Source organism: Bradyrhizobium sp. 138, from assembly GCF_023074075.1.
Lineage (GTDB): Bacteria > Pseudomonadota > Alphaproteobacteria > Rhizobiales > Xanthobacteraceae > Bradyrhizobium.
This window is the reverse complement of the sequence record NZ_JADPKT010000055.1, coordinates 34503-57565: the sequence shown is the minus strand read 5'-3', so window position 1 is coordinate 57565 and position 23063 is coordinate 34503. Positions and strand designations below refer to the sequence as shown.

Sequence of the window (23063 nt, the reverse complement as noted above, 5' to 3'; positions counted from 1 at the left end):
TCAGCTCATCAAGCCTTCTTCGCCGGCTTCTTCTTGCTCGCATTCAACTCCACCGCCGCGCGGATCAGCGCCTTCAACGCCTTCTCGTCGATCTTCTCGCCCTCGCGAATATCGATCGCCCGCCGCACGTTGCCCTCAAGACTGGAATTGAACAGGCCTGAGGGATCCTCCAGCGCCGCGCCTTTGGCAAAGGTCATCTTCACCACCGCCTTGTAAGTCTCGCCGGTGCAGATGATGCCGTCGTGCTCCCACACGGGAACGCCGCGCCATTTCCACTCCTCGACGACTTCAGGATCGGCCTGCTTGATCAGGTCGCGGATCCGGGCAAGCGTCTGGCCGCGCCAGTCGCCGAGCTCCCTGATCCTGCCGTCGATCAGTTTCGAGGCTGACGCTGCGCCCGTTTCTTTCGCTCCAGCCTTCTTCGCTGCCGCCTTCTTCACGAGCTTGCCTCACTGCGCGCGCCGGTATGCTGGCCGAGGTAGGGCAGCGCGAACAGATAGAGCCCGGTTGCGAGTAGCGGGATCAGCGGCACGAGCGCCAGGAAGCCGATCCAGACGGCCTGGACCTGCATGGTCATCGCCACGATGTTGGCGATGACCGCGAGCGTGAAAGCCATCGACAGCCAGCGATGAATCTGCCGAACCCACATATGCGTGCTCACGAGAGACCTCCTTTAAAGATTGATCGGAATGGACGCAGGCGGCGCTAGTCAGCCCGCGCCAGCACCTCGTCCAGCTTGTTGAAGAACTGCTTCCAGCCGGCATGCGCGCCGCCATAGGCCTGCTTCTGCGTCGGGCCGAAGCCCGCCTGCTCGACGCGCAAATGCGTCCCGGCGCTCGTCGGCGTCAGCGTGAAGGTCACGACGCTCTTGAGGTCGAAGGCGGCGTCCTCATGCGAGAAATTCCAGGTGTAGGCGAGGCTCTTCTGCGGCTCGATGGTGAGCACCTCGCAGTCCAGCACGCCGCCCCATTCGCCGCGCAGATTGAAACGATGGCCGACTGACGGCTTGAAGTCGTTCTTCATCAGCCATTCCTCGATCAGATGCGGCTGCGTCAGCGCGCGCCAGAGCCGCTCGGGCGGAAAGGCAAATTCGCGCTCGACGACCACCGCGCGCGTCTGGCTTGAGGCTTCAGTCATTGGTCCATCCTCTTCAGGAGATCGTCGAGTGCGTCGAGCTGCCTCTGCCAGAAGCCGGCCATCTGGCTGGTCCAGTCGATCAGCGGATCGAGCGCGCCGGGCTGGGCGCTGTAGTGGGTCTGCCGTCCTTTATGGCGGTCGCGCACAAGGCCGGCCTGCTTCAGCGCGCCGAGATGCTTCGAGACCGCCGGTTGTGAAACGCCGGATAGCGCCGTCAGTGCCCCGACCGTTTGCTCGCCCTCGCGGCACAGCCGCTCGAAGATCGCCCGCCTTGTCGGGTCGGCGAGCGTCCTGAACAGAAGGTCGGGGGCAGGGGACATGGAGATCCATAACCGAGAAGTTATGGATTAACTCATAACCGTGGGGTTATGGGTGAGTCAAGTGCGATTGGAAGGCGTGGCAGTCCTACGGCCGCAAATACAAATACCCCTGCGATTGCAGCTCGGCCAAACGCACCACGCCGCCTTTCTCCGCGCTGACAAAACCCGGCAGCAGATCCGTCAGCGTGATGTTCTGCGCCTTCATCGTGTTGCCGCAGGCGGCGAGCTCCACGCCGTCCTTGGAGAACTCGCCGACGCGCTTGCTGACGTCGGGATTGGCCTGCGCCCCGTGAAACGCCTTCAGCGCGGGACCATGGATCACCAGCGCGATCGTGACATGCTCGGGGCCGCCGACGCCGTCGATGTGGTTCTGGATGTTGCCGAGCACGAAATTGACCTTCTCGGCGTCGCTGAGGTGATAGACGACCTTCAGCCTGTTGCCCGTGCCCGCTTCGGTGGCGGCTTGTGCACGCGAGGCGCCAAACGCTGCGCCCAAAGCCGAAACGGCGCTCCACAAGATGTTCCGGCGATTCATGGCGACCTCCTCGGCTGATCTCCGTTCGCCGGACACATATCATTTGTGACGGAGCGCCGCGAGTTCCTTGCGGTCGGTCACCAGCGAAGCGCAATCGCTATTGTCGGTACGGTCGAGGCGGAAAATCCTGTCGTCGGCGCCGGCCACCAGCGATTGCTCGGCATCGTCGTCCGGCTTGTTGTTCTGCCAGACCCTGACACGTTCGAGCCGTACGATCGCCGATCTGTCGTCCTTGGAGAGCGCGATGCCGATGCCCCCGCCCTCGCAGTCGACGCCGCAGCCGAGGCGTACCTCGTTGCCACTCTTGGTGAATACGGCGTGGTTGCACGAGCCGCTGGAGTCGAAATCGCCGGAGCGATGGCGGTAGCGGAAGCCGAGACGGAAGGAGTTGTGCAGTTCCTTGTCCTCCTTGTCGACTTCCGCGGAGATCAGCAGCTTCATCGCAGCGACCTTCTGCTTCGGGTGCCGAGCCAGATGATCGGCATCGTAGCGGCGGACGAAGCAGGCATAGGCCTTGCTGCCGGGCGGGCCCGCATACATGCGCGCATTGAAGGTCTCGGCTTCGGCCTTGCCGGCCTCGCGAATGTCGTCGCCTTCCTCGGCCAGGGCGACGCTGGTCAGCGCCGTCAAGGTGAGAGCAGCAAAGGTGGAGCGCTTCATGATGGCCTCGAGGGCGCGTGACAACTCATTGCAGCAGGACAGAGCCGCTGTCTGTTAGACGCAAGCGAGGTGTTCCGCGTTCAACCTTCGCCGGAGCGGGCCATCGCGCGGCGGCCGCGGTGCTTTTACGGCGGGACTTTAGTCGTGAATGGGATCAAGAAGGTTCAATTGGCGTGGCGCCTCGATCCTTTTGGAACTCGACGACTTCGATTGCCGCGACATTGTCTCGGTTCGTCAATGTGGTAGCCTTCACAGACGACCGCCTTTGGCAGTCGTAAGCTGGGGTTGCCTTGCAAGTTTGTGGAGTCCCCCCGCATGGGCGAAATTCGCAACTTCAGATCCGGAAATCACGATGAGCCGCCGCCGCACGGCGGAATGCCTCGGCGTCTCGCAGCGATCATCGTCGGTGACATCGTCTCCTACAGTCGGTTGATGCAGGCCGACGAGGAAGGCACGCATGCTCGCGTCAAGCGGATCGAGCGGGATCTCATCCAGCCCAGCATCGTCGAGCACCATGGAAGCCTGGTTAAGACCACCGGTGATGGTTTCATTGCCATCTTCGACAGTCCCGTCGAGGCCGTTCGATGCAGTATCGTCATCCAGCAGAACCTCATCGGCCGCAACGCTTCGCTTCCGAAGCATTCGCGGCTCGAATACCGGATCGGCGTCAATCTCGGCGACGTGATCGTGGAGCCGGACGATGTGTATGGCGACGGCGTCAACATCGCCACACGCATTGAGGGCATTGCCGAGCCCGGTCAGGTCTATATCTCGGGTGCGATCTACGAGCAGATCAAGCACAAGGTGGTGTGCGGGTATGAGTCGCTTGGGGACCGCAAAGTCAAGAACATCACCGATCCCGTGCGCGTCTATCGCGTGCTGCCGGACGCGGATGCCGTGGGCAAGACCAGAAGCCGGCGCGAGACCGCGCTGATCTTTCTGCTGGCCATCACAGTGATGATGCTGGCCGCAGGCGTGCTCTGGTATCTGCTGGCGCAGCCCGGCAGGATTGGAGAGCAGGCAGCCGTGCCAACCGCTTCTCCGGTAGCTTCTCCTGCAGTTTCTCCTGCCGCTTCACCGAGTCCGCAGCCGCTGCCAAGCGAGGCGGCGACGCAGACGCCGCAACCGTCTCCGTCATTGGCTTCGGCGCCTACGTCGCCGTCGCCGTCGCCCAGCCCATCGGCGGCGCCGCCTCGCGAACCCGAGATGATCGCCATTCGCGGCGGCAGTTTCGCGATGGGAAGCAATGATGATCCGACCGAGCGACCTGTTCACCAGGTCACGATCAAGCCGTTCTCGATCGGCAAATATCCGGTCACCGTGCGGGAATGGAACGAATGCGCCGCGGCAAAGGCGTGCGGATTCACGGCCACCGGCAAGGACGATGCCCCGGTCAGCAATGTGAGCTGGGCCGACGCGCAGCAATATGCCGTCTGGCTCGCGCAGGCGACGAAGAAGCCCTACCGGCTTCCGAGCGAAGCCGAATGGGAATATGCGGCGCGCGGCGGCACGCAGAGCAAATACTGGTGGGGCGACAAGCTCCAACCGGGCATGGCCGGCTGCAAGGATTGCGGTGAACTCGCGGCCGAGCAGCCGGCCAAGGTCGGCAGCTTCAAGCCTAATCCATTCGGGCTCTATGACATGGGCGGCGGCATCGACCAGTGGGTCGAGGACTGCTGGCACAGGACCTATCAGGGCGCGCCGAGCGACGGCTCGGCGTGGAGCGGCAGCGACTGCTCCTCGCACGTCCTCCGCTCGGGCTCCTGGAAAAACGATTCAAGATATGTGCGGCCGTCCAATCGCGATGGCTACGACACCAATGTCCGCTATCCCACGCATGGCTTCCGTGTCGCGCTCAGTCCGTAAGTGCTGGAGTCAATTTGATGAAGATCATTTCCTGTGTCGCGGTGGCGACCGCGATTGCTTTGCTCCCGGGCACGGCCTGCTCGCAAGGCAAGACCGCGCCCAAGGACGCCAAGCTCTATTTCATCACGCCGTATGACGGCCAGAAAGTTCGCGGTGGATTCTGGGTCCGGTTCGGCCTGCGCAACATGGGCGTGACCCATGCCGGCGACGACTATCAGAACGCCGGTCATCACCATCTCTTGGTCGACGTCAACGAGCCGATCGATTCCAAGGAGCCGATCCCGCAGGACAAGTCGCACCTGCATTTCGGGGCGGGGCAGACCGAAACCATGCTCGAGCTTGCGCCGGGAACGCACACGCTCCAGTTGGTCCTGGGCGATGCGAAGCATTATCCGTTCGAGCCGCCTGTCGTGTCGGAGAAGATCACGATACGCGTCAGGCCGCCGGCTTCGGCGCGGAGCAGATGATCACCGCAGGCTGGCGTTGATCTTGTCCAGCACCGCCGAGCCCGGGCACAGCGTGTCCGCCTCCAGAGAGTTGAGCGGCGTCTCGACCGTGTTGAGATGCTCGTGCAGATCTTCCGCGTCGGGATCGACGTACAGAAGACCGGTCACGATCTGCCCCTTGGCGGCGTGCCGCGCGAGGAAGGTTTGGGCCCCCAACCGGTCGTGCGGATCGTAGTCGGCGTCGATCTTGCGCAGCGCGATCTTGCTGCCGTCGTGCTGCTCGACCATTTGCACCGTGCCGGGCGCGTAATCGACCGCGATCGGGTCGCGGCCGACCAGCACGTCGAGCCGGTTCACGGCGTCGTTGTGCTCGCGGACATAATCGAAGCTCTTGGTCGAGCCGGCGTGGTTGTTGAAGGCGATGCAAGGACTGATGACGTCGATGAAGGACGCGCCCTTGTGCCGGATCGCGGCCGCGATCAGCGGCACGAGCTGGGTCTTGTCGCCGGAGAACGAGCGCGCGACGAAGGTGGCGCCGAGTTGCAGCGCGATCGCGACGAGGTCGATGGCGTTGTCGGTGTTGGTGACGCCCTTCTTGCTCTTCGAGCCGCGGTCGGCGGTCGCGGAGAACTGGCCCTTGGTCAGGCCGTAGACGCCGTTGTTCTCGACGATATAGGTCATATTGACGCCGCGCCGGATCGAATGCGCGAACTGGCCGAAGCCGATCGAGGCGGAATCGCCGTCGCCGGAAACGCCGAGATAGATCAAATCGCGGTTGGCGAGGTTGGCGCCCGTGAGCACGCTGGGCATGCGGCCGTGCACGGAATTGAAGCCGTGCGAATTGCCGAGGAAATAGTCCGGCGTCTTCGAGGAGCAGCCGATGCCGGAGATCTTTGCCACCCGGTGCGGCTCGATCGACAGCTCGTAGCAGGCTTCGATGATCGAGGCCGTGATCGAATCGTGACCGCAACCGGCGCACAGCGTCGAGATCTTGCCCTCGTAGTCGCGATGGGTGTAGCCGAGCTCGTTCTTCTTCAGGCTCGGATGATGGAATTTCGGTTTTGCGATGTAAGTCATGACACGGCCTTGCGGAGCGGGGTCACCTTGAGATGATCCTGGTGGTCGCCAATGGCTTTCGCGATGAAACGGGCGGTGATCGGCGAGCCGTCATAGTGCACGATCGGCACGAGCCGCACCGGGTCGATGCCGTTCTCATTGACGATGAGCTGGCGGAGCTGGCTGTCGCGGTTCTGCTCGACCACGTAGACGAAGTCGTGCTCGGCGAGGAAGCTCGCCACGCTGGAATGGAACGGGAAGGCGCGGATGCGCAGGCGGTCGAGCTGATGCCCGCGCGCTTCCAACAGGCCGATCGCCTCGTCCATCGCTGGCGAGGTCGAGCCAAAATAGATCACGCCGTATTTGGTCGGCCGTTCCGCATTGGCCTGCAGCGGCCGCGGCACCAGATCCTGTGCGGTCTCGAACTTGCGCATCAGGCGCTGCATGTTGTCGGCGTAGACGGAGCCTTCCTCGGAGTAGCGGGCATAGCGATCGCGCGAGGTGCCACGGGTAAAATAGGAGCCCTTGGTCGGGTGCGTGCCGGGATAGGTGCGGTAGGGAATGCCGTCGCCGTCGACGTCGAGATAGCGGCCGAAGTCGCGTCCCTCTTCCAGCATCTCCGCGGTCATCACCTTGCCGCGGTCATATTGCTTGGCATCGTCCCACTTCAGCGGACGGCAGAGCCGGTGGTTCATGCCGATGTCGAGATCGAGCATCAGGAAGATCGTGGTCTGCAGCCGCTCGGCGAGATCGAAGGCGGCGGCCGCGAACTCGAAGGCCTCGGCGGGATCTTCGGGGAACAGCAGCACATGCTTGGTGTCGCCGTGCGAGGCATAGGCGCAGGCGATGATGTCGCATTGCTGGGTGCGGGTCGGCATGCCCGTCGAGGGACCGGCGCGCTGGATGTTCATGATCACGGCCGGGATCTCGGCAAAGTAGGAGAGGCCGATGAACTCGGTCATCAAGGAAATGCCGGGGCCGGAGGTCGCGGTGAAGGCGCGGGCACCGTTCCAGGACGCGCCGATCACGATGCCGATCGAGGCAAGCTCGTCCTCGCCTTGCACGATGGCGTATTTGGCTTTGCCCGTCTCCGGATCGTGCCGGTATTTCTTGCAATGGGCTGTAAAGGCCTCCGCCACCGACGAGGACGGCGTGATCGGATACCAGGCGCAGACGGTGGCGCCGCCGTAGACGGCGCCGAGCGCGGCGGCGCTGTTGCCTTCGATGAAGATGCGGTCGCCGACCTTGTCAGACTTCTTCACCCGCAGCCCGATCGGGCACTTCAGGTTTTGCAGCGCCCAATCGCGGCCGAGATGCAGCGCATGGACGTTGGAGGACAAGAGCTTCTCCTTGCCCTTGTACTGCTCGCCGATCAGCTGCTCGATCAGTTTCGGGTCCATGTCGAGCAGCGCCGAGAGCGCGCCGAGATAGATGATGTTCTTGAACAGCTGGCGCTGGCGCGGATCGGTGTAGGTCGAATTGGTGATGGCGGTGAGCGGCACCCCGATCACGGTGATGTCGTCGCGGAATTTGGTCGACGGCATCGGCTTGGTCGAATCGTAGAACAGATAGCCGCCCGGCTCGATGCCGGCGACGTCCTTGTCCCAGGTCTGCGGGTTCATGGCGACCATCATGTCGACGCCGCCGCGGGCGCCGAGATGACCGTCTTCGGTGACCCGCACCTCGTACCAGGTCGGCAGGCCCTGGATGTTGGAGGGGAAGATGTTGCGCGGCGACACCGGAACGCCGTGGCGCAGGATCGCGCGGGCGAACATCTCGTTGGCGCTGGCCGAGCCCGAGCCGTTGACGTTGGCGAAGCGGACGACGAAGTCGTTTACGCTGCTGATCGGCTTTTTGTCGGGCATGTCGAACCTGCGTGGGTCATCTCGATGAAATATTTCTGCATGTCCCAGGCGCCGGTGGGACAGCGCTCGGCGCAGAGCCCGCAATGCAGGCAGACGTCCTCGTCCTTCACCATGACGCGACCGGTCTTGAGATCGGCGGAGACGTAGAGATCCTGGTCCGGATGCGCCGAGGGCGCCTTCAGGCGCTGGCGCAAATCGCTTTCCTCACCGTTGCCGGTGAAGGTGATGCAATCCATCGGGCAGATGTCGGCGCAGGCATCGCATTCGATGCAGAGCGAGGTCGAGAACACCGTCTGTACGTCGCAGTTCAGGCAGCGCTCGGCTTCGCCGAGGGCCAGCTTGACGTCGTAGCCGAGCTCGACCTCGGCGCGGATGTCCTTCAGCGCAATCACCTTGTCGCGATGCGGCACCTTGTAACGCTTGTCGATGGAGATGTCGTTGTCATAGCTCCATTCGTGGATGCCCATCTTTTGCGATGAGACCTGCACCTCCGGCAGCGGGCGCTCGGTGATGTCCTCGCCCGACAGCATCTTGTGAATCGACAGCGCGGCGTCATGGCCGTGCGCGACCGCCCAGATGATGTTCTTCGGGCCGAACGCGGCGTCGCCGCCGAAAAACACCTTCGGATTGGTCGAGACGAATGTCTTGGGATCGACCTTGGGCATGTGCCATTTGTCGAACTCGATGCCGCAATCCTGCTCGATCCAGGGGAAGGCGTTCTCCTGGCCGACCGCGACCAGCACGTCGTCGCAGGGAATGGTCTGATCGGGATCGCCCGAAGGCACCAGATTGCGGCGGCCTTTGGCGTCGTATTCGGCTTTGACGTGCTGGAAGGTGACGCCGATCAGCTTGCCGGCGACATGCTTGAATGCCACCGGGACCATGTAGTTGAGGATCGGGATGTCCTCGTGGATCGCGTCTTCCTTCTCCCAGGGCGAGGCCTTCATCTCGTCGAAGCCGGAACGTACGATCACGGTGACTTTCTCGCCGCCGAGCCGGCGCGCGGTGCGGCAGCAATCCATCGCGGTGTTGCCGCCGCCGAGCACGATGACGCGCTTGCCGATTTTGTCGATATGGCCGAACGAGACCGAGGCCAGCCACTCGATGCCGATATGGATATTGGCGGCGGCTTCCTTGCGGCCGGGAATGTCGAGCTCGCGGCCGCGCGGGGCGCCGGAGCCGACGAAGATCGCGTCGTATTTCTCCGCGAGCAGCGCCTTCATGCTCTCGATGCGGTGACCGCCTTTGAAGTCGACGCCGAGGCCCAGGATGTAACCGGTCTCCTCGTCGATCACGGAATTGGGCAGGCGGAATTTCGGGATCTGCGTGCGCATCATCCCGCCGGCTTCAGGATCGGCGTCGAACACGGTGCAGTGATAGCCGAGTGGCGCGAGATCGCGCGCCACCGTCAGCGAGGCCGGGCCGCCGCCGACGAAGGCGACGCGCTTGCCGTTCTTCGCCGCGGGGCGCGGCAGGCGTTGCTTGATGTCGTCCTTGAAATCGGCGGCAACGCGCTTGAGGCGGCAGATCGCGACCGGTGTTTCCTCGACGCGTCCGCGGCGGCACGCCGGCTCGCATGGACGATCGCAGGTGCGTCCCAGGATGCCGGGAAACACGTTCGATTTCCAATTGATCATGTAGGCGTCGCTATAGCGGCCTTGGGCGATCAGTCGGATGTATTCGGGAACCGGGGTGTGCGCAGGACAGGCCCATTGGCAATCGACCACTTTGTGAAAGTAGTCGGGGGCCGCAATATCGGTCGGTTTCATTCCTACCCTGTCCGCGCAGGCTCAAAGACCCGGCGGCCTCTTTTGAGCTTGGCGAACGCTTAACGCGCGGCGATCTGGTTTCTGAATGACGTCATTGGGTTAGCTTATTAGAACCGTTCCGAAGTACAACGGCAAATTTGCGCGCTTCCCCTCTTTCATAGGAGCTGCGCGCGCACAGCATTAACGCCGACGCGTGCGGTGCAGCATGTTGCGGTGCATGTGAGCGTGTCAGCCGTGCGCGATATCGCTCTTCGCGAGATCCCACATCAGGCAGTAGGTGCCGACGGAGACGGGAAGCGGAAAGGGCGCCGCCGCGGGACCCGTGAAGCGCTCGGCGATGACGCCCGAGACCGCGCCGACCTGGGTGCCATCGATCAGCACGAACCAGTCGCGCGCGCCTTCATTGCGCACCGCCGGAATGCCGGCCGTTGCGCCCGACAATTCCGGTTCGCTTTCGAGCAGATGCATCGAGATGATGCCGTCGCGCTTGTCCGGCGTTAGTCTGTCTTGCAGCGCATCACGCCAGGACGCCGCATTGTCGGGCGTCGGCCGCAGCCGCACCACGCCGAGCGCAGCGCCCCGACCGGTGCCGTTGCTGATGGTGATGCGCGCGACGACGCGCAGCATGTCCTTGAAGCGCGCCATGCTCTGTCGTGACCAGTCGGTTTGATTGGCCAGCCGCGCCCGGTAGGCAGGACTGTCGAGCACCTCTAACGTCGCGGTCGAGTACAGCGAGAGGTATTTGGGATTGGCGGCGTGCGCGACGTAGCGCCGCGCCTCCAGGAATCCGTCGATCGCAACCCGCTCTTCCAGATGCTCGCGATCGTACCAGCGGTTGAAATCGGCCTCGTCGGCTGCGTCGATATTCATCGACGTCAGCAGCATGCCTTTCCCGGCGAGCGGCATTGTTCTTGTCCTCTCATCGCGCGGTCTTCGATGCGAGGTCCGCGATCGACTTCATCACCGCGTCCCTCACGCCGGCATCATAGAGCGAATGTCCGGCGCCTTCCACGATGCGAAGCTCGGAACCCGGCCATACTTTGGTTAGGGCTTGCGATGTCTCGGGAGGACACAACAGATCGTAGCGGCCCTGCACGATGATGCCGGAAATGCCGGCGAGCCGGGCTGCGTTCCGCAACAACTGGTCTTGGATCATGAAGGAGTTGTTGATGAAATAATGCGCCTCCATGAACGGCGTCGCCGGCAGCGTGCGCCAGACGTTCAGTGACGCGAGGTCCAGCCGCGTCTTGGCCGCCTTGTGCTCGGACAAGACGCGCTCGGTGTCGTGCCAGGCGCGTACTGCAGGTCCGTGCACGGCAGGATCGGCATCGAGGATGCGGCGCCAATAGGCCTCCACCGGTCGCGCGCGCTCGTCCAGCGGCAGCACGCTGAGGAAATCCTCGTACAGCGCGGGATAGAATTGCGACAGGCGCGCCGTGAACGCCGTCTCGACCTCCGTCCGCGTGCCGAGAAACGTCGCGCGCAATGCAATGCCGGACACCCGCTCGGGATGCGCCTCTGCATACGCCAGCGCCAGCGTCGCGCCCCAGGAGCCGCCGACCACCATCCAGCGGCCAAAGCCGAACTTCTCGCGAATTGTCTCCATGTCCGCGATCAGATGCGCCGTGGTGTTGTGCTCGCGCGATCCCTTGGGACGGCTGCGGCCGCAGCCGCGCTGGTCGAACAGCACCGCGTGCATCCGCTCGGGATCGAAAAGCCGGCGATGATCGGGCTGGCAGCCGCTGCCGGGGCCGCCGTGCAGATAGATCGCGGGGATGCCGTCGCTGCGGCCGACGCTCTCGACATAGAGCTCATGGCCGTCGCCGACGTCGAGCATGTCGGAGGTCAGCGGCGCAAAGGGATCGGCACGCCTCGTCGCTTCTTTGGCGGCTGTGCCTGCGTCGGCGTCAGGTCCCATTCTCGGATTCCAGGGTGCCGCCGGCGAAATTGCGATAGAGGAAGCGGCTGGTTTCGCCCTCGGCCTCGGCTTCCGCCTGCTTGAAGATGGTCTCGTGCACCGGCGACAGCGCGCAGGCCGGGTCGGTGTTGGCGGCGTCCCCGGTCAGCGCGAAGGCCTGGCAACGGCAGCCGCCGAAATCGATCTCGCGGAATTCGCAAGACTTGCACGGCTCCTTCATCCAGCCGGTGCCGCGATAGCGGTTGAAGGCCTCGGAGTTCTGCCAGATCCAGGCGATCGAATGGTTGGAGCGCACCGACTCGAACTCGAGCCCGGTGATGCTCTCGGCGGCGTGGCAGGGCAGCACCTTGCCCGCGGGCGAGATGTTGAAGAACTGGCGGCCCCAGCCGCCCATGCATTTCTTCGGCCGCAACGCGTAGTAGTCGGGAACGACGTAATCGATCGCAAGCGTGCCCTTGAGCCGCTCGCGAGCCTCCTCGACAATTTCAGTGCACTCATCGAGCTGCGCCACCGTCGGCATCAGCGCGGCGCGGTTCTTCAGTGCCCAGCCGTAATATTGGACATTGGCGACCTCGAGCCGGTCGGCATCGAGATCGACTGACATCTGGATGATATCACGAAGCTGGTGCAGGTTCTGCCGATGCATCACCGCATTCACGGTGAGCGGCAGGTCGAGCTCGCGCGTCCATTTCGCCACTTCAAGCTTTTTGCGATGGCCGTTCCTGTAGCCGGCGACGCGATCGGCGAGGCCTTCCTCGACGCCCTGGAAGCTGATCTGCACATGGCAGAGCCCGGCATCCGCCAGCTCGCCGAGCTTCTCGCGCGTCAGCAGCACCGCCGAGGTGATCAGGTTGGTATAGAGCCCGACGTCGCTGGCATGCTTGACCAGCTCGACGAGGTCCTTGCGCGCCGTCGGCTCGCCGCCGGAGAAATGCACCTGCAGCACGCCGATCTCGGCAAGCTCGCTCAGCACCTTCTTCCATTCATCCGTCGTCAGCTCCTTGCCCGAGCGGTCGAGCTCGACCGGGTTGGAGCAATAGGGGCATTGCAGCGGGCAGCGATGGGTGATCTCGAGCAGCACCGCGAGCGGAATGCCGAACGTCTCCGCCGTCGAGCGCTGCTTCTCCAGCACCGCGAGGCTGTCGCTGGGTGGGATGGTCACGTCGCTCATGACGTCTTCTCCCTGCTCTCGGTGAGAAAGCCCTTGTCGGCGAGATCCTGCAGCATGACGATGACGTCGGCCAGGATCGCCTCGCGGGGAGCTGCGTATTTCGCAGCTAACAGATCGGACACGTCGCCGACACTGCGCTTGCCGTCGCAGAGTTGCAAGACCTCGACCGCGATCTCATCCGGCGCCAGCACCCGTTCCGGCGCCAGGATCACCCAGACCTGTCGCGTCTCGTCATATTTCAGCTTGGCATGCCGCGGCAGCACCGGGCGGCTTGCCTCGCTGACGCTGATATTGCGCGGCCCGGCCATCCCGTGACTCCCTAGGCCGCTTTGGGCACGAACGCGCCCGGCGGAATGTGGCCCTCGACATAGGCGTGCTGGAGCGCATCGAGCTGCACCCACAACACGTTGGTCTTGAAGATCAGCGCGTTGCAGACCTGCGCGCGCTGCTCCGGCGTCGTGGCGTGCGCCTTGACATAGTCGAGCGCAAAGCCGGCATCGCGCGGCGCCTGGGCCAGGCGACGCTTGAAGTAGCTCATGATGTCGGGGTTGACGAAATCGTAATGCTCCAGCATGCCGGAGATGCGCTCTTCGTGCAGGTTCGGCGCGAACAATTCGGTGAGTGAGGAGGCGATCGCCTCCAGCGGGCTCTTTTCGCGGCAATAGTGCACATAAGCCTCCACCGCGAAGCGCGTCGCCGGCAAAATGCCTTCGGTCGATTCCACATAGGTCGTGTCGAGGCCGAGGCCTTCGGTCAGCTTCAGCCAGCGCTCGATGCCGCCTTCGCTTCCGACATCGCCGTCGTGGTCTTCGATGCGGTGGCGCCATTCCAGCCGCGTGGCGCGGTCGCGGAAGCGCGAGATCACGACCGCGTCCTTGATCGGGATCGTGCTCTGGTAATAGTAGCGGTTCAGCGCCCAGGCTTGGACCTGGCCCTTGTTGAGTTTGCCGCCGTGCAGCAGCTTATGGAAAGGATGCAGGCTGTGATAGCGCGTCGCCCCGATATGGCGCAGCGTCGCCTCGAGCTCCTCGGCGGAATTGAGTCTGAGGTCCTTGCCGATCGAGAGCGCAGTCATTCCCGTCATTGACGCCGCATTCACAGCACGATCTCCGTTCCGTCAGCCGGTATCTGCCAGCCTGCCGCCTCCGCGGCCTTGCGCTCGCTTGAGCCGGGCAGCAACGCCGGATTCGAGTTATTGATATGCAGAAATACCTTCCTGTCGAGTGTGAGGTCGGCCAGCCTTGCGATGGCGCCATCCTCGCCGGACATCGCGATATGGCCCATGCTCTTGCCGGTCTTGTGGCCGAGCCCGGCCCGGATCATCTCATCGTCCTGCCAGACCGTGCCGTCGAAGAACACGAGCGAAGCGCCGTCGATCTCGGTCTTGAGCGCGTCGGTGATTTCGGCGCAGGCGGCGATGAAGTAAAAGCACTTACCGGTCGCCTTGTCGGTGATCTTCAGCCCCAGCGTATCGCCGTCGCCGCTCTCGCCGCCGGGATGCGCCTTGCCTTCCAGATACCAGGCCGATTTGCCTGAGACCGCGAAGGGCAGCACCTCCAGGCCCGAGCGCGCGCCGTCGGTGAGGCGCGGCTCGAATGGCTCGCCGATAGCCATCGGCTGGCGCCGGACGTGCTTCTCGTTCAGCACGTTGAAGATGCTGTTGCTGGCAAGGATCGCCAGCACTTTCTCATGCGCATAGATCGCGAACGGCGAGCTCTCGCGCATCGACAGCAGGCCCGCCACCGCATCCACTTCGCTGTTGGTCAAGATCACGCCCGCAATCGGCGTATGGCGCAGCGCCCCGGCCTTGGGGTGCAGTTGCGGCGTGGCATTCAATTGCTGGCGCAGATCGGGGGAGGCGTTGATCAGGAACCAATGCTCGCCGTCGCCGCTGAAGGCGACCGAGGCCTGGGTTCTCTGAAGCTCTGGGCCGTTTTCACGGGCCGCCCGGCAGCCCTCGCAGCCGCAATTCCATTGCGGCACTCCGCCGCCGGCTGCGGCGCCCAGGACGACGACGCGAAGCATGATCCGTCTCCTGGAGGCAACGTCGCCAGGTGGATCTCAGGTCGACACAGTTCTTGTCTTCCGGAAACCGATCGTGACCGAAAGAACGTGCGCCGAAAGATCCACCTGCGCAGAACGCAAACGTACCAACCGCTTACTTGCGGGTGGCGCTCACATACATGTTGATCTCCATGCCGCAGGGCACTTCGACGATCTTCGGGGCTTTCCAAGCCATTTTGGCACTCCATTTTCGCGAATTCGGACGTGTTCGCCCAGCCGCTAAGTTAGTGCGCGCCGAAAACTTCGCCAGTGAAATTTTCCCGAGAAAGACCATGTTGCGCCGCGAAAAATACCTTTTGGAACGTCACTTTTGGTGCGCTGCCTTGCGTCCGGCGCATTCGGTCGCGAACCCTGTCCTGATAAAGCAGTTGTGAGTGCGGTGCAGCTTTCAATTCGGTACAGGCGACCCAAACTGGATCCTTCGTGATGCCCAAATATTTCTTCAACACCCGTATCGGCGACGAACTGATCGTGGATCCCGAAGGCGAGGACCTGCGCAACCCCGACCGCGCCTGGGAGGTCGCCCGCCAGATGATCCTCGAGGTGGTGAAGTCCGAGGGCACCCAGCGGGCCCTGCTGGACGCCGTGATCGAGGTCACCGACGTCGAAGGCGAGATCGTGCTGGAGTTTCCCTTCACCGAGGCGCTGCTGGATATTCCCGTCCCGTCGGCGACGAGGCATTAGGGGCAAGCCAAACCCCGCGCCCGGTGCCCGCCTCTCCCTACGGGAGAGGTGAACGACCCCCTTCGCCCCTGCGAAATCCGCATGGCTTTGCCGCCTTCCCGGCGCTAAAAGACGCCGGTTACACGGAGCAAGCCATGCAAGATCTCTGGCGCCTGTCGGCCGCCGACCTCGCCACCCTCGTCAAGTCCAGAAAGGTCTCCGCCCGGGAGGCCGCCAAGGCCGGTCTCGCCCGGCTCGATGCCGTCAATCCCCAGCTCAACGCGGTGATCGACCACCGCCCGGAGGATGTCCTCAGGCAGGCCGATGCCGTCGATGCCGCCATCGCGCGAGGCGAGGATCCCGGGGTCCTCGCCGGCGTGCCCGTCACCATCAAGGCCAATGTCGACCAGGAGGGCTTTGCCACCACCAATGGCCTGAAGCTCCAGCGCGACGTCATCGCGCGCGAGGACAATCCGGTCGTCGCCAATTTCCGCAAAGCCGGCGCAATTCTGCTCGGCCGCACCAATTGTCCGGCCTTCTCCTATCGCTGGTTCACCACCAATCTGATCCATGGCGACACCAAGAACCCGCGCGACGCCTCACTGACGCCGGGTGGTTCCTCTGGCGGCGCCGGCTCGGCAGTCGCGGCTGGCATCGGCCACATCGCCCACGGCACCGACATCGCCGGCTCGATCCGCTATCCCGCCTATGCCTGCGGCGTGCACGGCCTGCGTCCGACCCTCGGCCGCATTCCCGCCTTCAACCCCGCGCTGCCGGAGCGCCCGATCGGACCGCAGATCATGGCGGTGTCGGGCCCGCTGGCGCGCACGGTCAACGACATCAGGATCTCGCTCGAAGCGATGTCGGCCCGCGACATCCGAGACCCCTGGTTCGTGCCGGTGCCGCTGCAAGGCCCCGCGCGGGACAAGCGCGCCGCGCTCTGCCTCAATCCGGGCGGCCTTGCCACCACGCCGGACGTGAAAGCGGCGGTGAGCGATGCCGGCAAGCGGCTGGAGCGGGCCGGTTGGACCGTCGATATCATCGAAGACACGCCGCCGATGCGCGAAGCGGTGGAGTGGCAGATCAAGCTCTGGCTTGGCGACGGCTATGAGGCGCAGCTGGAGATGGCCGAGCGCGAGGGCGATCCCGGCGCGCTGGCGTGCCTGCGCGGCAACCGCGCCAGGGTCACGCCCATGGACCAGGCGAACTACGCGAAGGCGCTGACCCGACGCGCCACGTTGACGCGCGAGTGGATGGAGTTCTTCGAAAAATATGCCGTGCTGCTGACGCCGGTCTCCGGCGAACTGCCGTTTCCCGATCATCTCGACCGCAAGGACGACGACTCCTTCAAGCGGGTCTGGGAAGCGCAGCTTCCGCAGATCGCGATTCCCTTCATGGGTTTGCCCGGCCTCGTGGTGTCCACCGGTCTGGTCGGCAAGGCCCCGGTCGGCGTGCACGTCGTCTCCGGCCGCTATCGCGAGGATCTCTGTCTCCTCGCCGGCGAAGCGATCGAGGCCGGCGGCGTGCCGCCGTCGCCAATCGATCCCGTGGGTTAGCGATGTCCGTGATCTACGACTTCAAGGCCAACTCGCTTGCCGGCGAGGAGGTCGCTCTGAAACGTTTCGAAGGGCAGGTGCTGCTGATCGTCAACACCGCGAGCAAATGCGGCTTCACGCCGCAATATCGCGGCCTTGAGGATCTCTATCGCGATCTGTCGCCGCGCGGCTTCTCGGTGCTCGGCTTTCCCTGCAACCAGTTCGGCGCGCAGGAGCCGGGGCAGGCGAGCGAGATCCGGGAGTTCTGCTCGGCCAACTACGACGTCACCTTCCCCCTGTTCGAGAAGATCGACGTCAACGGCGCCAATGCGCATCCTCTGTATGAGTACCTGAAACGCCAGCAATCCGGACTCCTGGGCGCCTCCATCAAATGGAATTTCACCAAATTCCTGGTGGACCGTGAGGGCCGCGTGGTCGCGCGCTACGCGCCGACTGCGCGGCCCGAAGGATTGCGCAATCAAATCGAAACACTGTTGTGAGCGAGACAATCATGAGCGACGAATTTCCCGACCGCCTGTCGGTCGATCCGAACAGCCCCTATTACAACGCGGACATCCTGTCGCGCGACGTCGGCATCCGCTTCAAGGGCGTCGAGAAAACCAATGTCGAGGAATACTGCATCAGCGAAGGCTGGGTCCGCGTCACCGCCGGGAACGCCAAGGACCGCCACGGCAATCCGCTGACCATCAAGGTGCACGGCCCGGTCGAACCGTATTTCAGGGATAAGAAGTAGACGCGGCTCGCGTACGCTCTCTCCACGTCATTGCGAGGAGCCCTTGCGACGAAGCAATCCAGACTGTCTCCGCGGATGCATTCCTGGATTTCTTCGCTTCGCTCGCAATGACGAGCATAACCATCAGAGGCCTAGCCATGTCCGTCCGCATCGTCGACGTCCGCGAGATCACAAAACCGATCTCCTCGCCGATCCGCAACGCCTATATCGACTTCACCAAGATGACGACTAGCCTCGTCGCCGTCGTCACCGATGTGGTGCGCGACGGCAGGCGCGTCGTCGGCTACGGCTTCAATTCCAACGGCCGCTACGGGCAGGGCGGCCTGATCCGCGAGCGCTTTGCCGCGCGCATCACGGAAGCCGATCCGAAGTCGTTGCTGAACGCTTCCGGCGACAATCTCGATCCCGACAAGGTCTGGGCCGCGATGATGACCAACGAGAAGCCGGGCGGCCATGGCGAGCGCTCGGTCGCGGTCGGCACCATCGACATGGCGGTGTGGGATGCGGTGGCCAAGATCGCGGGCAAGCCGCTGTTCCGCCTGCTGGCCGAACGCCACGGCGTCACCGCCAATCCGCGCGTCTTCGTCTACGCCGCCGGCGGCTATTACTATCCCGGCAAGGATCTCTCGATGCTGCGTGGTGAGATGCGCGGCTATCTCGATCGCGGCTACAACGTCGTGAAGATGAAGATCGGCGGCGCTGATATCGAGGAGGATCGCACCCGCATCGAGGCGGTGCTGAAGGAGATCGGCAAGGACGCGCAGCTCGCGGTCGATGCCAATGGCCGCTTCAATCTGGAGACCGGCATCGCCTACGCAAAAATGCTGCGTGACTATCCCTTGTTCTGGTACGAGGAAGCCGGCGATCCCCTCGACTACGCGCTGCAGGCCGCGCTCGCCGAATTCTATCCAGGCCCGATGGCGACGGGCGAAAACCTCTTCAGCCACCAGGACGCCCGCAATCTGATCCGCTACGGCGGCATGCGCCCCGATCGCGATTGGTTGCAGTTCGACTGCGCGCTGTCCTACGGTCTGTGCGAATACCAGCGCACGCTGGAGGTTTTGAAGACCCACGGCTGGTCCCCCAGCCGCTGCATCCCCCATGGGGGCCACCAGATGTCGCTCAACATCGCGGCCGGCTTAGGGCTGGGCGGCAACGAGAGCTATCCCGACCTGTTCCAGCCCTATGGCGGCTTCCCGGACGGCGTGCGCGTCGAGGGCGGCCACATCACCATGCCGGATCTCCCGGGCATCGGATTCGAGGGCAAGTCGGATCTCTACAAGGAGATGAAGGCGCTGGCGGAGTAGGCCGGTCTGTCGCCACATATTCCGTCATTGCGAGCGCAGCGAAGCATCCAGAATCTTTCCGCGGAGTCTGGATTGCTTCGTCGCAAGGGCTCCTCGCGATGACGACGTTGCGCAGCAACTGCCCTCTACGACAACCGCATATCCAATAACCGTCGCCCTTCGCCCTTCAGCAGCTTCTTCACCGCGCTGGACGCCACGACCTCGCCGTCATTGGCGTAGGCCTCGTGGTTCTTCTCGATGTCGTCGAGGCGGTAGAGGTAATTGACCATCACGCCGGCCGATTCCCGCAACCCCTTCGGCGAGAGATCGCCGAGCCAGTTGATGCGCTCCAGCCTTGCGCCGTTGCCGAGATGGAAGCGGGCGACGGAATCGATCAGCTTGCCCTTCGGCGTGCGCGCCTTGAGGAAATAGTGCGCAGCGAGCGGCTCCAGCACGCTGCGGAGCAGGGCCGTCGCCTCGGGGCTCTCGAACCATTTGGCATCGTCGAGGCGCTTCAGCGTCTCGCGGTCCTCGTCGGGCAGCGGCAAATCCTTGTCCTGCTTCACCCAGGCCATGAAGCCCGGCACCGGCGACAGCGTCACGAAGGTGTCGAGCTTCGGCGTCTCGCGGCGCAGCTCTTCGACCACCTGCTTGATCAGGAAGCTGCCGAAGGAGATGCCCCCTAAGCCGCGCTGGGTGTTGGAGATCGAATAGAACACGGCGGTGCGCGCGCGCTCGATCGACAGATGCTGGCGGTCGACCGCCAGCAGCGGCGCAATCGCGCCGGGGATGGTCTCGGTCAGCGCCACCTCGACGAAGATCAAGGGCTCGTCGACCATCGCGGGATGGAAGAAGGCGTAGCAGCGGCGGTCGACCGGATCGATGCGGCGGCGCAGATCGTCCCAGTCGCTGATCTCGTGCACGGCCTCGTAACGGATGATCTTTTCGAGGATGTTGGCCGGGGTCGACCAGTCGATCCTGCGCAGCACGAGAAACCCCCTGTTGAACCACGAAGAGAGAAGATGCGAGACGTCGCGATCGAGCGCGGCGAGATCGGTGTGTCCGTTCATCATGCCGAGCAGGTCGGCGCGCATGTTGACGAGATCCCCGGTGCCGCCCGGCGCGCGGTTGAGCCGACGGATCAACTCCTGCCGCCGCGGCTCCGAAGCGAAGTGCAGCGAGCTTGCGTCCTCGTCGCTCGGCGCGGCGCGCCATGTCTCGATCGCCTTGGACAAGCGCTCCCGATCGGGGCCGAAATCGCGCACCAGTCCGTCGAAGAAGGCGCGGCGGCCCGCCGCATCCAGCTCCCGGTAGATGTCGAGCACCTCACGTGCCATGGCGGTGCCGGAGGCTTCGCCCCGGCCCGACAGCAGCGCGTCGCAGAGCTCGAGCAACCCATCGGCATCCCGTCTGGTGTCAGCAGAGTCTCCCCGACGAAGCAGCGTGCGGCCGCGCTCGGAGATGGTGGCGAGCAGGTCGGAGAAGAAGGCGTTGGCCATCAGGGCTTTCGTATCAGGTTTGTGGGTTGCGGGAAGCTTACACGGGATTTGGGCGGAAGCCGATCACAATCAAGCAGGCGAATGCGGCAACTTTAGCTGGGGCGTGCGTTTGGAGAATGGCGGCATGCCGTTGAATGCGAACGATGTCACGGTCACCGGTGCCGTAGGGTGGGCAAAGCGAAGCGTGCCCACGTCTGTCGCTATTGCCGAGAGAGATGGTGGGCACGGCGCAAGGGCGCCTTTGCCCACCCTACGAGTTCTCGTGGTGTGCTGGCAGCCTACTTCCCCACAAACTCCGTCGGCGTCCGCCCGGTCACCTGCCGGAACGCCGCCGAGAACGCCGGCACGCTGGCATAGCCGAGCTGGGTTGCGAGCTGCTTCACCGAGACGCTGGCATCCGTCGACAGCCGCTGGATCGCAGCGGCAATGCGGGCGCGCTGGCACCAGCTCTTGAAGCTCAGCTGCGTCTCCGTGGAGAACAGCCGTGACAGCGTGCGCGCGGAGGTTCCGACCTCGCGCGCCAGCGTGTCGATGTCGTGCAGCCCGGTGGGGTCGTCGAGCACGATCATCGCGGCGCGCCGGCAGCGCGGCTCGCGCGGCAACGGCACGAAGGTCGCGGAATCCTCGGTCTGGTGCAATTCGAGCATGACGAGCCGAACCAAGAGCTCGGTGCGTTCCTCCGTATTGCGCGCGTCGAACAGCGCGAGGATCGCCTGATTGAGCAGCGGCGAGACCCGCACCACGAATTCCTTGGTCAGTCCCTCATGGCGTTGCTCGCGTTTCAGCCAAGCCACGTCGAAATACAGCGTCCGCATCTCGATGTCGGCGAGCAAGTCGATGGCGTGCTCGAGCCCGGCCGGGACCCACACGGCCCGGTCCGGCGGCACCAGCCAGCGTCCTCCCGGCGTCGTCACCTGCATCGTGCCCTTCGCGGCATAGATCAGCTGCGCCTCGCGGTGCAAATGCGGATCGATTCGCAAACCCTTGGGATAGTCGCGCGCGACCAGGTGCACGCCGGCGGGCGAGCGGTGGTTGCTCCGGACCTCCCGGAGGATTGGCGTTTCCAAGACAGTCATTGGCAGCATCCCGTCATGGGGAGGACATATAACTCATTTCGAAGCAGGAGAGGATTCGGGAAATGAACAGCCCCAGCCGGGTGATCAGTTTCGTCAACGCAGGCCATTTCATCGACCATTATTCGATGCTGATCTTCGCGGCGGCCGTGATCATCATGGGGCCGGCGCTCGGCATGGCCTATTCGGAACTTTTACCTTACGCGACACCGGGTTTCGTTGCCTTCGGCGCCGGCTCGCTGCTCACCGGCTGGCTGGGGGACCGCTGGAGCCGCCGCCATATGATGCTGATCTTCTTCGTCGGCATCGGCCTGTCCATGGTCGCGGTCGGCCTCGTGCAGACCCCGGCGCAGCTCGGTGCCGCGCTGCTGGCGATCGGCATCTTCGCCTCGATCTACCATCCCGTCGGCACCGCCATGATCGTGTCCTATGCCGACAGGCTCGGCCGCGAGATGGGGATCAACGGCGTGTGGGGCAATCTCGGCGTCGCCTCCTCGGCGCTGGTCACCGGCGTGATCGGCCAATATCTCGGCTGGCGCCTTGCCTTCATCGTTCCCGGCGTGGTCACGATCCTGATCGGCATCGCCTTTGCGATGATGGTCGTGCACGAGGACCGCAAAGGCTCGAAGCAGGCTGTGGCGCAGGCGCGAGTGGCAAAACAGGACATGTGGCGCGTGGTGCTGTCGTTGCTGATCGTGGTGATCGCGATCTCGACCACGTTCAACGCCGTCACCGTGGCGTTGCCAAAGCTGTTCGCGGAGCGGCTGGCGGATCTCACCAAGAGCCCGGCGCTGCTTGGCGTCATCGCCGCCGGCGTCTACGTGTTCGGTGCGATGACGCAATACACGATCGGCCGGCTGCTCGACCGCTATTCGCTGAAGACGGTGGCGCTGCCGTTGTCCTTCATGCTGGCGCCGTTCCTGTATCTGGCCGCGACCCTGAACAATCTGCCGCTGATCCTGGTCTCGATCGGCATCGTCATGGGCGCGTTCGGGCAGGTCACGGTCAACGACGCCATGGTCGGCAAATACACCAGCGAGGAATGGCGCTCGCGCGCCTACGCCGTGCGCTATTTCATTGGCTTTACCGCGGCCGGCGCCTCGGTCGGCCTGGTCGCCTGGCTCTACGAGCAGGGTGGCTTCGTCACCATGCTGCACGCCTTCGCCGCGCTCTGCCTGCTAGCCATCGCCGCCGCACTCATCCTGCCGCGCGAGATCCGGACGCCGCAGGCGGTGTGAGCCCGCGTGTCCCGGACAAGCGCAGCGAAGCGGAGCGCAGAGCCGGGACCTAGAAGCTGCGAGTCCCCGTGCCGCGTGGGCCCGGCTCTGCAGCGCACCGCCGACCGGACGATGCTTCGCACCGCCGGATAGCGCTGCGCTGCGTCCGGGCACGAGCGGCGCGGCAGCCGGCCTCACATGTCTGGAACCCGCTCCACCTCCCGCGGGT

General features: G+C 64.1%; 26 protein-coding genes. 8 read left to right on the top strand and 18 right to left on the bottom strand.

All coding sequences use genetic code 11. The features are described 5' to 3' along the window. Positions 1–8: 8 nt before the first annotated feature. The 6 genes from IVA79_RS19285 to IVA79_RS19260 all read right to left on the bottom strand — a co-directional run bounded on the left by IVA79_RS19285 (position 9) and on the right by IVA79_RS19260 (position 2652). Positions 9–440: a DUF1801 domain-containing protein gene (locus IVA79_RS19285; protein ID WP_247555528.1), complete on the bottom strand. Its 432-nt coding sequence runs from the start codon at positions 438–440 to the stop codon at positions 9–11. Further along, positions 437–661, bottom strand: a complete 225-nt coding sequence (locus IVA79_RS19280; protein ID WP_247555526.1) for a hypothetical protein — start codon at positions 659–661, stop codon at positions 437–439. Before IVA79_RS19280 ends, IVA79_RS19285 begins: the two co-directional genes overlap by 4 nt. Positions 662–705: 44 nt before the next feature. Further along, a complete protein-coding gene (locus tag IVA79_RS19275; protein WP_247555525.1) occupies positions 706–1137 on the bottom strand; it encodes an SRPBCC domain-containing protein in 432 nt (143 codons plus the stop codon). After that, positions 1134–1457 carry a metalloregulator ArsR/SmtB family transcription factor gene (locus IVA79_RS19270; protein ID WP_247555523.1) on the bottom strand — a complete coding sequence of 108 codons (324 nt, stop codon included), beginning with the start codon at positions 1455–1457 and terminating at the stop codon, positions 1134–1136. Before IVA79_RS19270 ends, IVA79_RS19275 begins: the two co-directional genes overlap by 4 nt. 85 nt (positions 1458–1542) lie before the next feature. Next, positions 1543–1992 (bottom strand): DsrE family protein, encoded by a 450-nt coding sequence (locus IVA79_RS19265; protein WP_247555522.1) that lies wholly within the window; start codon positions 1990–1992, stop codon positions 1543–1545. Between the two features lie 39 nt (positions 1993–2031). After that, positions 2032–2652, bottom strand: a complete 621-nt coding sequence (locus IVA79_RS19260) for a hypothetical protein (RefSeq protein ID WP_247555519.1) — start codon at positions 2650–2652, stop codon at positions 2032–2034. A gap of 315 nt (positions 2653–2967) precedes the next feature. Here IVA79_RS19260 and IVA79_RS19255 point away from each other — a divergent pair, with 315 nt between their 5' ends. Together IVA79_RS19255 and IVA79_RS19250 are read left to right on the top strand one after the other, a co-directional pair. Next, entirely contained in the window at positions 2968–4518 is a 1551-nt protein-coding gene (locus IVA79_RS19255) for an SUMF1/EgtB/PvdO family nonheme iron enzyme (RefSeq protein WP_247555517.1), read from the top strand. 17 nt (positions 4519–4535) lie between these two features. Next, complete coding sequence (locus tag IVA79_RS19250; protein WP_247555515.1) at positions 4536–4985, top strand: DUF4399 domain-containing protein; 450 nt, start codon at positions 4536–4538, stop codon at positions 4983–4985. Here the strand turns inward: IVA79_RS19250 and IVA79_RS19245 are convergent, their stop codons facing one another. The 10 genes from IVA79_RS19245 to pqqA all read right to left on the bottom strand — a co-directional run bounded on the left by IVA79_RS19245 (position 4986) and on the right by pqqA (position 14982). Next, positions 4986–6041 (bottom strand): 2-oxoacid:ferredoxin oxidoreductase subunit beta, encoded by a 1056-nt coding sequence (locus IVA79_RS19245; protein ID WP_247555513.1) that lies wholly within the window; start codon positions 6039–6041, stop codon positions 4986–4988. Further along, positions 6038–7885, bottom strand: coding sequence for a 2-oxoacid:acceptor oxidoreductase subunit alpha (locus IVA79_RS19240; RefSeq protein WP_164936348.1), 1848 nt, complete (start codon positions 7883–7885; stop codon positions 6038–6040). The genes IVA79_RS19245 and IVA79_RS19240 overlap by 4 nt, the downstream gene beginning before the upstream one ends. Then, positions 7855–9654: an FAD-dependent oxidoreductase gene (locus IVA79_RS19235; RefSeq protein WP_247555510.1), complete on the bottom strand. Its 1800-nt coding sequence runs from the start codon at positions 9652–9654 to the stop codon at positions 7855–7857. The genes IVA79_RS19240 and IVA79_RS19235 overlap by 31 nt, the downstream gene beginning before the upstream one ends. Before the next feature lie 228 nt (positions 9655–9882). Next, a complete protein-coding gene (locus IVA79_RS19230) occupies positions 9883–10560 on the bottom strand; it encodes a DUF4286 family protein (RefSeq protein ID WP_247555507.1) in 678 nt (225 codons plus the stop codon). Between the two features lie 13 nt (positions 10561–10573). Then, positions 10574–11572, bottom strand: coding sequence for a prolyl aminopeptidase (gene pip / locus IVA79_RS19225; protein ID WP_247555505.1), 999 nt, complete (start codon positions 11570–11572; stop codon positions 10574–10576). Then, entirely contained in the window at positions 11562–12743 is a 1182-nt protein-coding gene (pqqE, locus tag IVA79_RS19220; RefSeq protein WP_247555503.1) for a pyrroloquinoline quinone biosynthesis protein PqqE, read from the bottom strand. The genes pip and pqqE overlap by 11 nt, the downstream gene beginning before the upstream one ends. Beyond that, a complete protein-coding gene (gene pqqD / locus IVA79_RS19215) occupies positions 12740–13051 on the bottom strand; it encodes a pyrroloquinoline quinone biosynthesis peptide chaperone PqqD (protein WP_247555501.1) in 312 nt (103 codons plus the stop codon). Before pqqD ends, pqqE begins: the two co-directional genes overlap by 4 nt. Positions 13052–13062: 11 nt before the next feature. Further along, positions 13063–13842 carry a pyrroloquinoline-quinone synthase PqqC gene (gene pqqC, locus IVA79_RS19210; RefSeq protein WP_247555499.1) on the bottom strand — a complete coding sequence of 260 codons (780 nt, stop codon included), beginning with the start codon at positions 13840–13842 and terminating at the stop codon, positions 13063–13065. Next, on the bottom strand, positions 13839–14768 hold the full coding sequence (gene pqqB / locus IVA79_RS19205) for a pyrroloquinoline quinone biosynthesis protein PqqB (protein ID WP_247555496.1): 930 nt from the start codon (positions 14766–14768) through the stop codon (positions 13839–13841). Before pqqB ends, pqqC begins: the two co-directional genes overlap by 4 nt. A 133-nt stretch (positions 14769–14901) precedes the next feature. Then, entirely contained in the window at positions 14902–14982 is an 81-nt protein-coding gene (gene pqqA / locus IVA79_RS19200) for a pyrroloquinoline quinone precursor peptide PqqA (RefSeq protein ID WP_007595659.1), read from the bottom strand. Positions 14983–15233: 251 nt separating this feature from the next. Between pqqA and IVA79_RS19195 the strand changes: the two genes are divergently transcribed. The 5 genes from IVA79_RS19195 to tarD all read left to right on the top strand — a co-directional run bounded on the left by IVA79_RS19195 (position 15234) and on the right by tarD (position 19066). Then, entirely contained in the window at positions 15234–15491 is a 258-nt protein-coding gene (locus IVA79_RS19195; protein WP_247555494.1) for a hypothetical protein, read from the top strand. 134 nt (positions 15492–15625) lie between these two features. After that, entirely contained in the window at positions 15626–17026 is a 1401-nt protein-coding gene (locus IVA79_RS19190; protein ID WP_247555492.1) for an amidase family protein, read from the top strand. A gap of 2 nt (positions 17027–17028) precedes the next feature. Continuing rightward, complete coding sequence (locus IVA79_RS19185) at positions 17029–17505, top strand: glutathione peroxidase (RefSeq protein WP_247555490.1); 477 nt, start codon at positions 17029–17031, stop codon at positions 17503–17505. Between the two features lie 11 nt (positions 17506–17516). After that, complete coding sequence (locus tag IVA79_RS19180) at positions 17517–17759, top strand: DUF3297 family protein (protein WP_041748727.1); 243 nt, start codon at positions 17517–17519, stop codon at positions 17757–17759. A 137-nt stretch (positions 17760–17896) separates the two neighbouring features. Beyond that, positions 17897–19066 carry a mandelate racemase/muconate lactonizing enzyme family protein gene (tarD, locus tag IVA79_RS19175; RefSeq protein WP_247555488.1) on the top strand — a complete coding sequence of 390 codons (1170 nt, stop codon included), beginning with the start codon at positions 17897–17899 and terminating at the stop codon, positions 19064–19066. A 125-nt stretch (positions 19067–19191) separates the two neighbouring features. On the opposite strand, the gene IVA79_RS19170 is transcribed toward tarD, so the two are convergent. Further along, on the bottom strand, positions 19192–20544 hold the full coding sequence (locus IVA79_RS19170) for a malonyl-CoA decarboxylase (RefSeq protein WP_247555485.1): 1353 nt from the start codon (positions 20542–20544) through the stop codon (positions 19192–19194). 278 nt (positions 20545–20822) lie between these two features. Beyond that, positions 20823–21620 carry a helix-turn-helix transcriptional regulator gene (locus IVA79_RS19165; RefSeq protein ID WP_247555482.1) on the bottom strand — a complete coding sequence of 266 codons (798 nt, stop codon included), beginning with the start codon at positions 21618–21620 and terminating at the stop codon, positions 20823–20825. A 62-nt stretch (positions 21621–21682) separates the two neighbouring features. Between IVA79_RS19165 and IVA79_RS19160 the strand changes: the two genes are divergently transcribed. Then, complete coding sequence (locus IVA79_RS19160; protein ID WP_247555479.1) at positions 21683–22855, top strand: MFS transporter; 1173 nt, start codon at positions 21683–21685, stop codon at positions 22853–22855. Positions 22856–23063: the final 208 nt, after the last annotated feature.

What these genes read in the sequence shown, in the direction of transcription:
- IVA79_RS19235 (WP_247555510.1), bottom strand. Translation starts at nt 9,654, where the DNA reads ATGAAACCGACCGATATTGCGGCCCCCGACTACTTTCACAAAGTGGTC.
- IVA79_RS19245 (WP_247555513.1), bottom strand. Translation starts at nt 6,041, where the DNA reads ATGACTTACATCGCAAAACCGAAATTCCATCATCCGAGCCTGAAGAAG.
- pqqE (WP_247555503.1), bottom strand. Translation starts at nt 12,743, where the DNA reads ATGAGCGACGTGACCATCCCACCCAGCGACAGCCTCGCGGTGCTGGAG.
- IVA79_RS19180 (WP_041748727.1), top strand. Translation starts at nt 17,517, where the DNA reads ATGAGCGACGAATTTCCCGACCGCCTGTCGGTCGATCCGAACAGCCCC.
- pqqD (WP_247555501.1), bottom strand. Translation starts at nt 13,051, where the DNA reads ATGGCCGGGCCGCGCAATATCAGCGTCAGCGAGGCAAGCCGCCCGGTG.
- pip (WP_247555505.1), bottom strand. Translation starts at nt 11,572, where the DNA reads ATGGGACCTGACGCCGACGCAGGCACAGCCGCCAAAGAAGCGACGAGG.
- IVA79_RS19275 (WP_247555525.1), bottom strand. Translation starts at nt 1,137, where the DNA reads ATGACTGAAGCCTCAAGCCAGACGCGCGCGGTGGTCGTCGAGCGCGAA.
- IVA79_RS19240 (WP_164936348.1), bottom strand. Translation starts at nt 7,885, where the DNA reads ATGCCCGACAAAAAGCCGATCAGCAGCGTAAACGACTTCGTCGTCCGC.
- IVA79_RS19260 (WP_247555519.1), bottom strand. Translation starts at nt 2,652, where the DNA reads ATGAAGCGCTCCACCTTTGCTGCTCTCACCTTGACGGCGCTGACCAGC.
- pqqB (WP_247555496.1), bottom strand. Translation starts at nt 14,768, where the DNA reads ATGCTTCGCGTCGTCGTCCTGGGCGCCGCAGCCGGCGGCGGAGTGCCG.
- IVA79_RS19170 (WP_247555485.1), bottom strand. Translation starts at nt 20,544, where the DNA reads ATGGCCAACGCCTTCTTCTCCGACCTGCTCGCCACCATCTCCGAGCGC.
- IVA79_RS19195 (WP_247555494.1), top strand. Translation starts at nt 15,234, where the DNA reads ATGCCCAAATATTTCTTCAACACCCGTATCGGCGACGAACTGATCGTG.
- IVA79_RS19160 (WP_247555479.1), top strand. Translation starts at nt 21,683, where the DNA reads ATGAACAGCCCCAGCCGGGTGATCAGTTTCGTCAACGCAGGCCATTTC.
- IVA79_RS19255 (WP_247555517.1), top strand. Translation starts at nt 2,968, where the DNA reads ATGGGCGAAATTCGCAACTTCAGATCCGGAAATCACGATGAGCCGCCG.
- IVA79_RS19250 (WP_247555515.1), top strand. Translation starts at nt 4,536, where the DNA reads ATGAAGATCATTTCCTGTGTCGCGGTGGCGACCGCGATTGCTTTGCTC.
- IVA79_RS19165 (WP_247555482.1), bottom strand. Translation starts at nt 21,620, where the DNA reads ATGACTGTCTTGGAAACGCCAATCCTCCGGGAGGTCCGGAGCAACCAC.
- tarD (WP_247555488.1), top strand. Translation starts at nt 17,897, where the DNA reads ATGTCCGTCCGCATCGTCGACGTCCGCGAGATCACAAAACCGATCTCC.
- IVA79_RS19185 (WP_247555490.1), top strand. Translation starts at nt 17,029, where the DNA reads ATGTCCGTGATCTACGACTTCAAGGCCAACTCGCTTGCCGGCGAGGAG.
- pqqA (WP_007595659.1), bottom strand. Translation starts at nt 14,982, where the DNA reads ATGGCTTGGAAAGCCCCGAAGATCGTCGAAGTGCCCTGCGGCATGGAG.
- IVA79_RS19230 (WP_247555507.1), bottom strand. Translation starts at nt 10,560, where the DNA reads ATGCCGCTCGCCGGGAAAGGCATGCTGCTGACGTCGATGAATATCGAC.
- IVA79_RS19265 (WP_247555522.1), bottom strand. Translation starts at nt 1,992, where the DNA reads ATGAATCGCCGGAACATCTTGTGGAGCGCCGTTTCGGCTTTGGGCGCA.
- IVA79_RS19190 (WP_247555492.1), top strand. Translation starts at nt 15,626, where the DNA reads ATGCAAGATCTCTGGCGCCTGTCGGCCGCCGACCTCGCCACCCTCGTC.
- IVA79_RS19270 (WP_247555523.1), bottom strand. Translation starts at nt 1,457, where the DNA reads ATGTCCCCTGCCCCCGACCTTCTGTTCAGGACGCTCGCCGACCCGACA.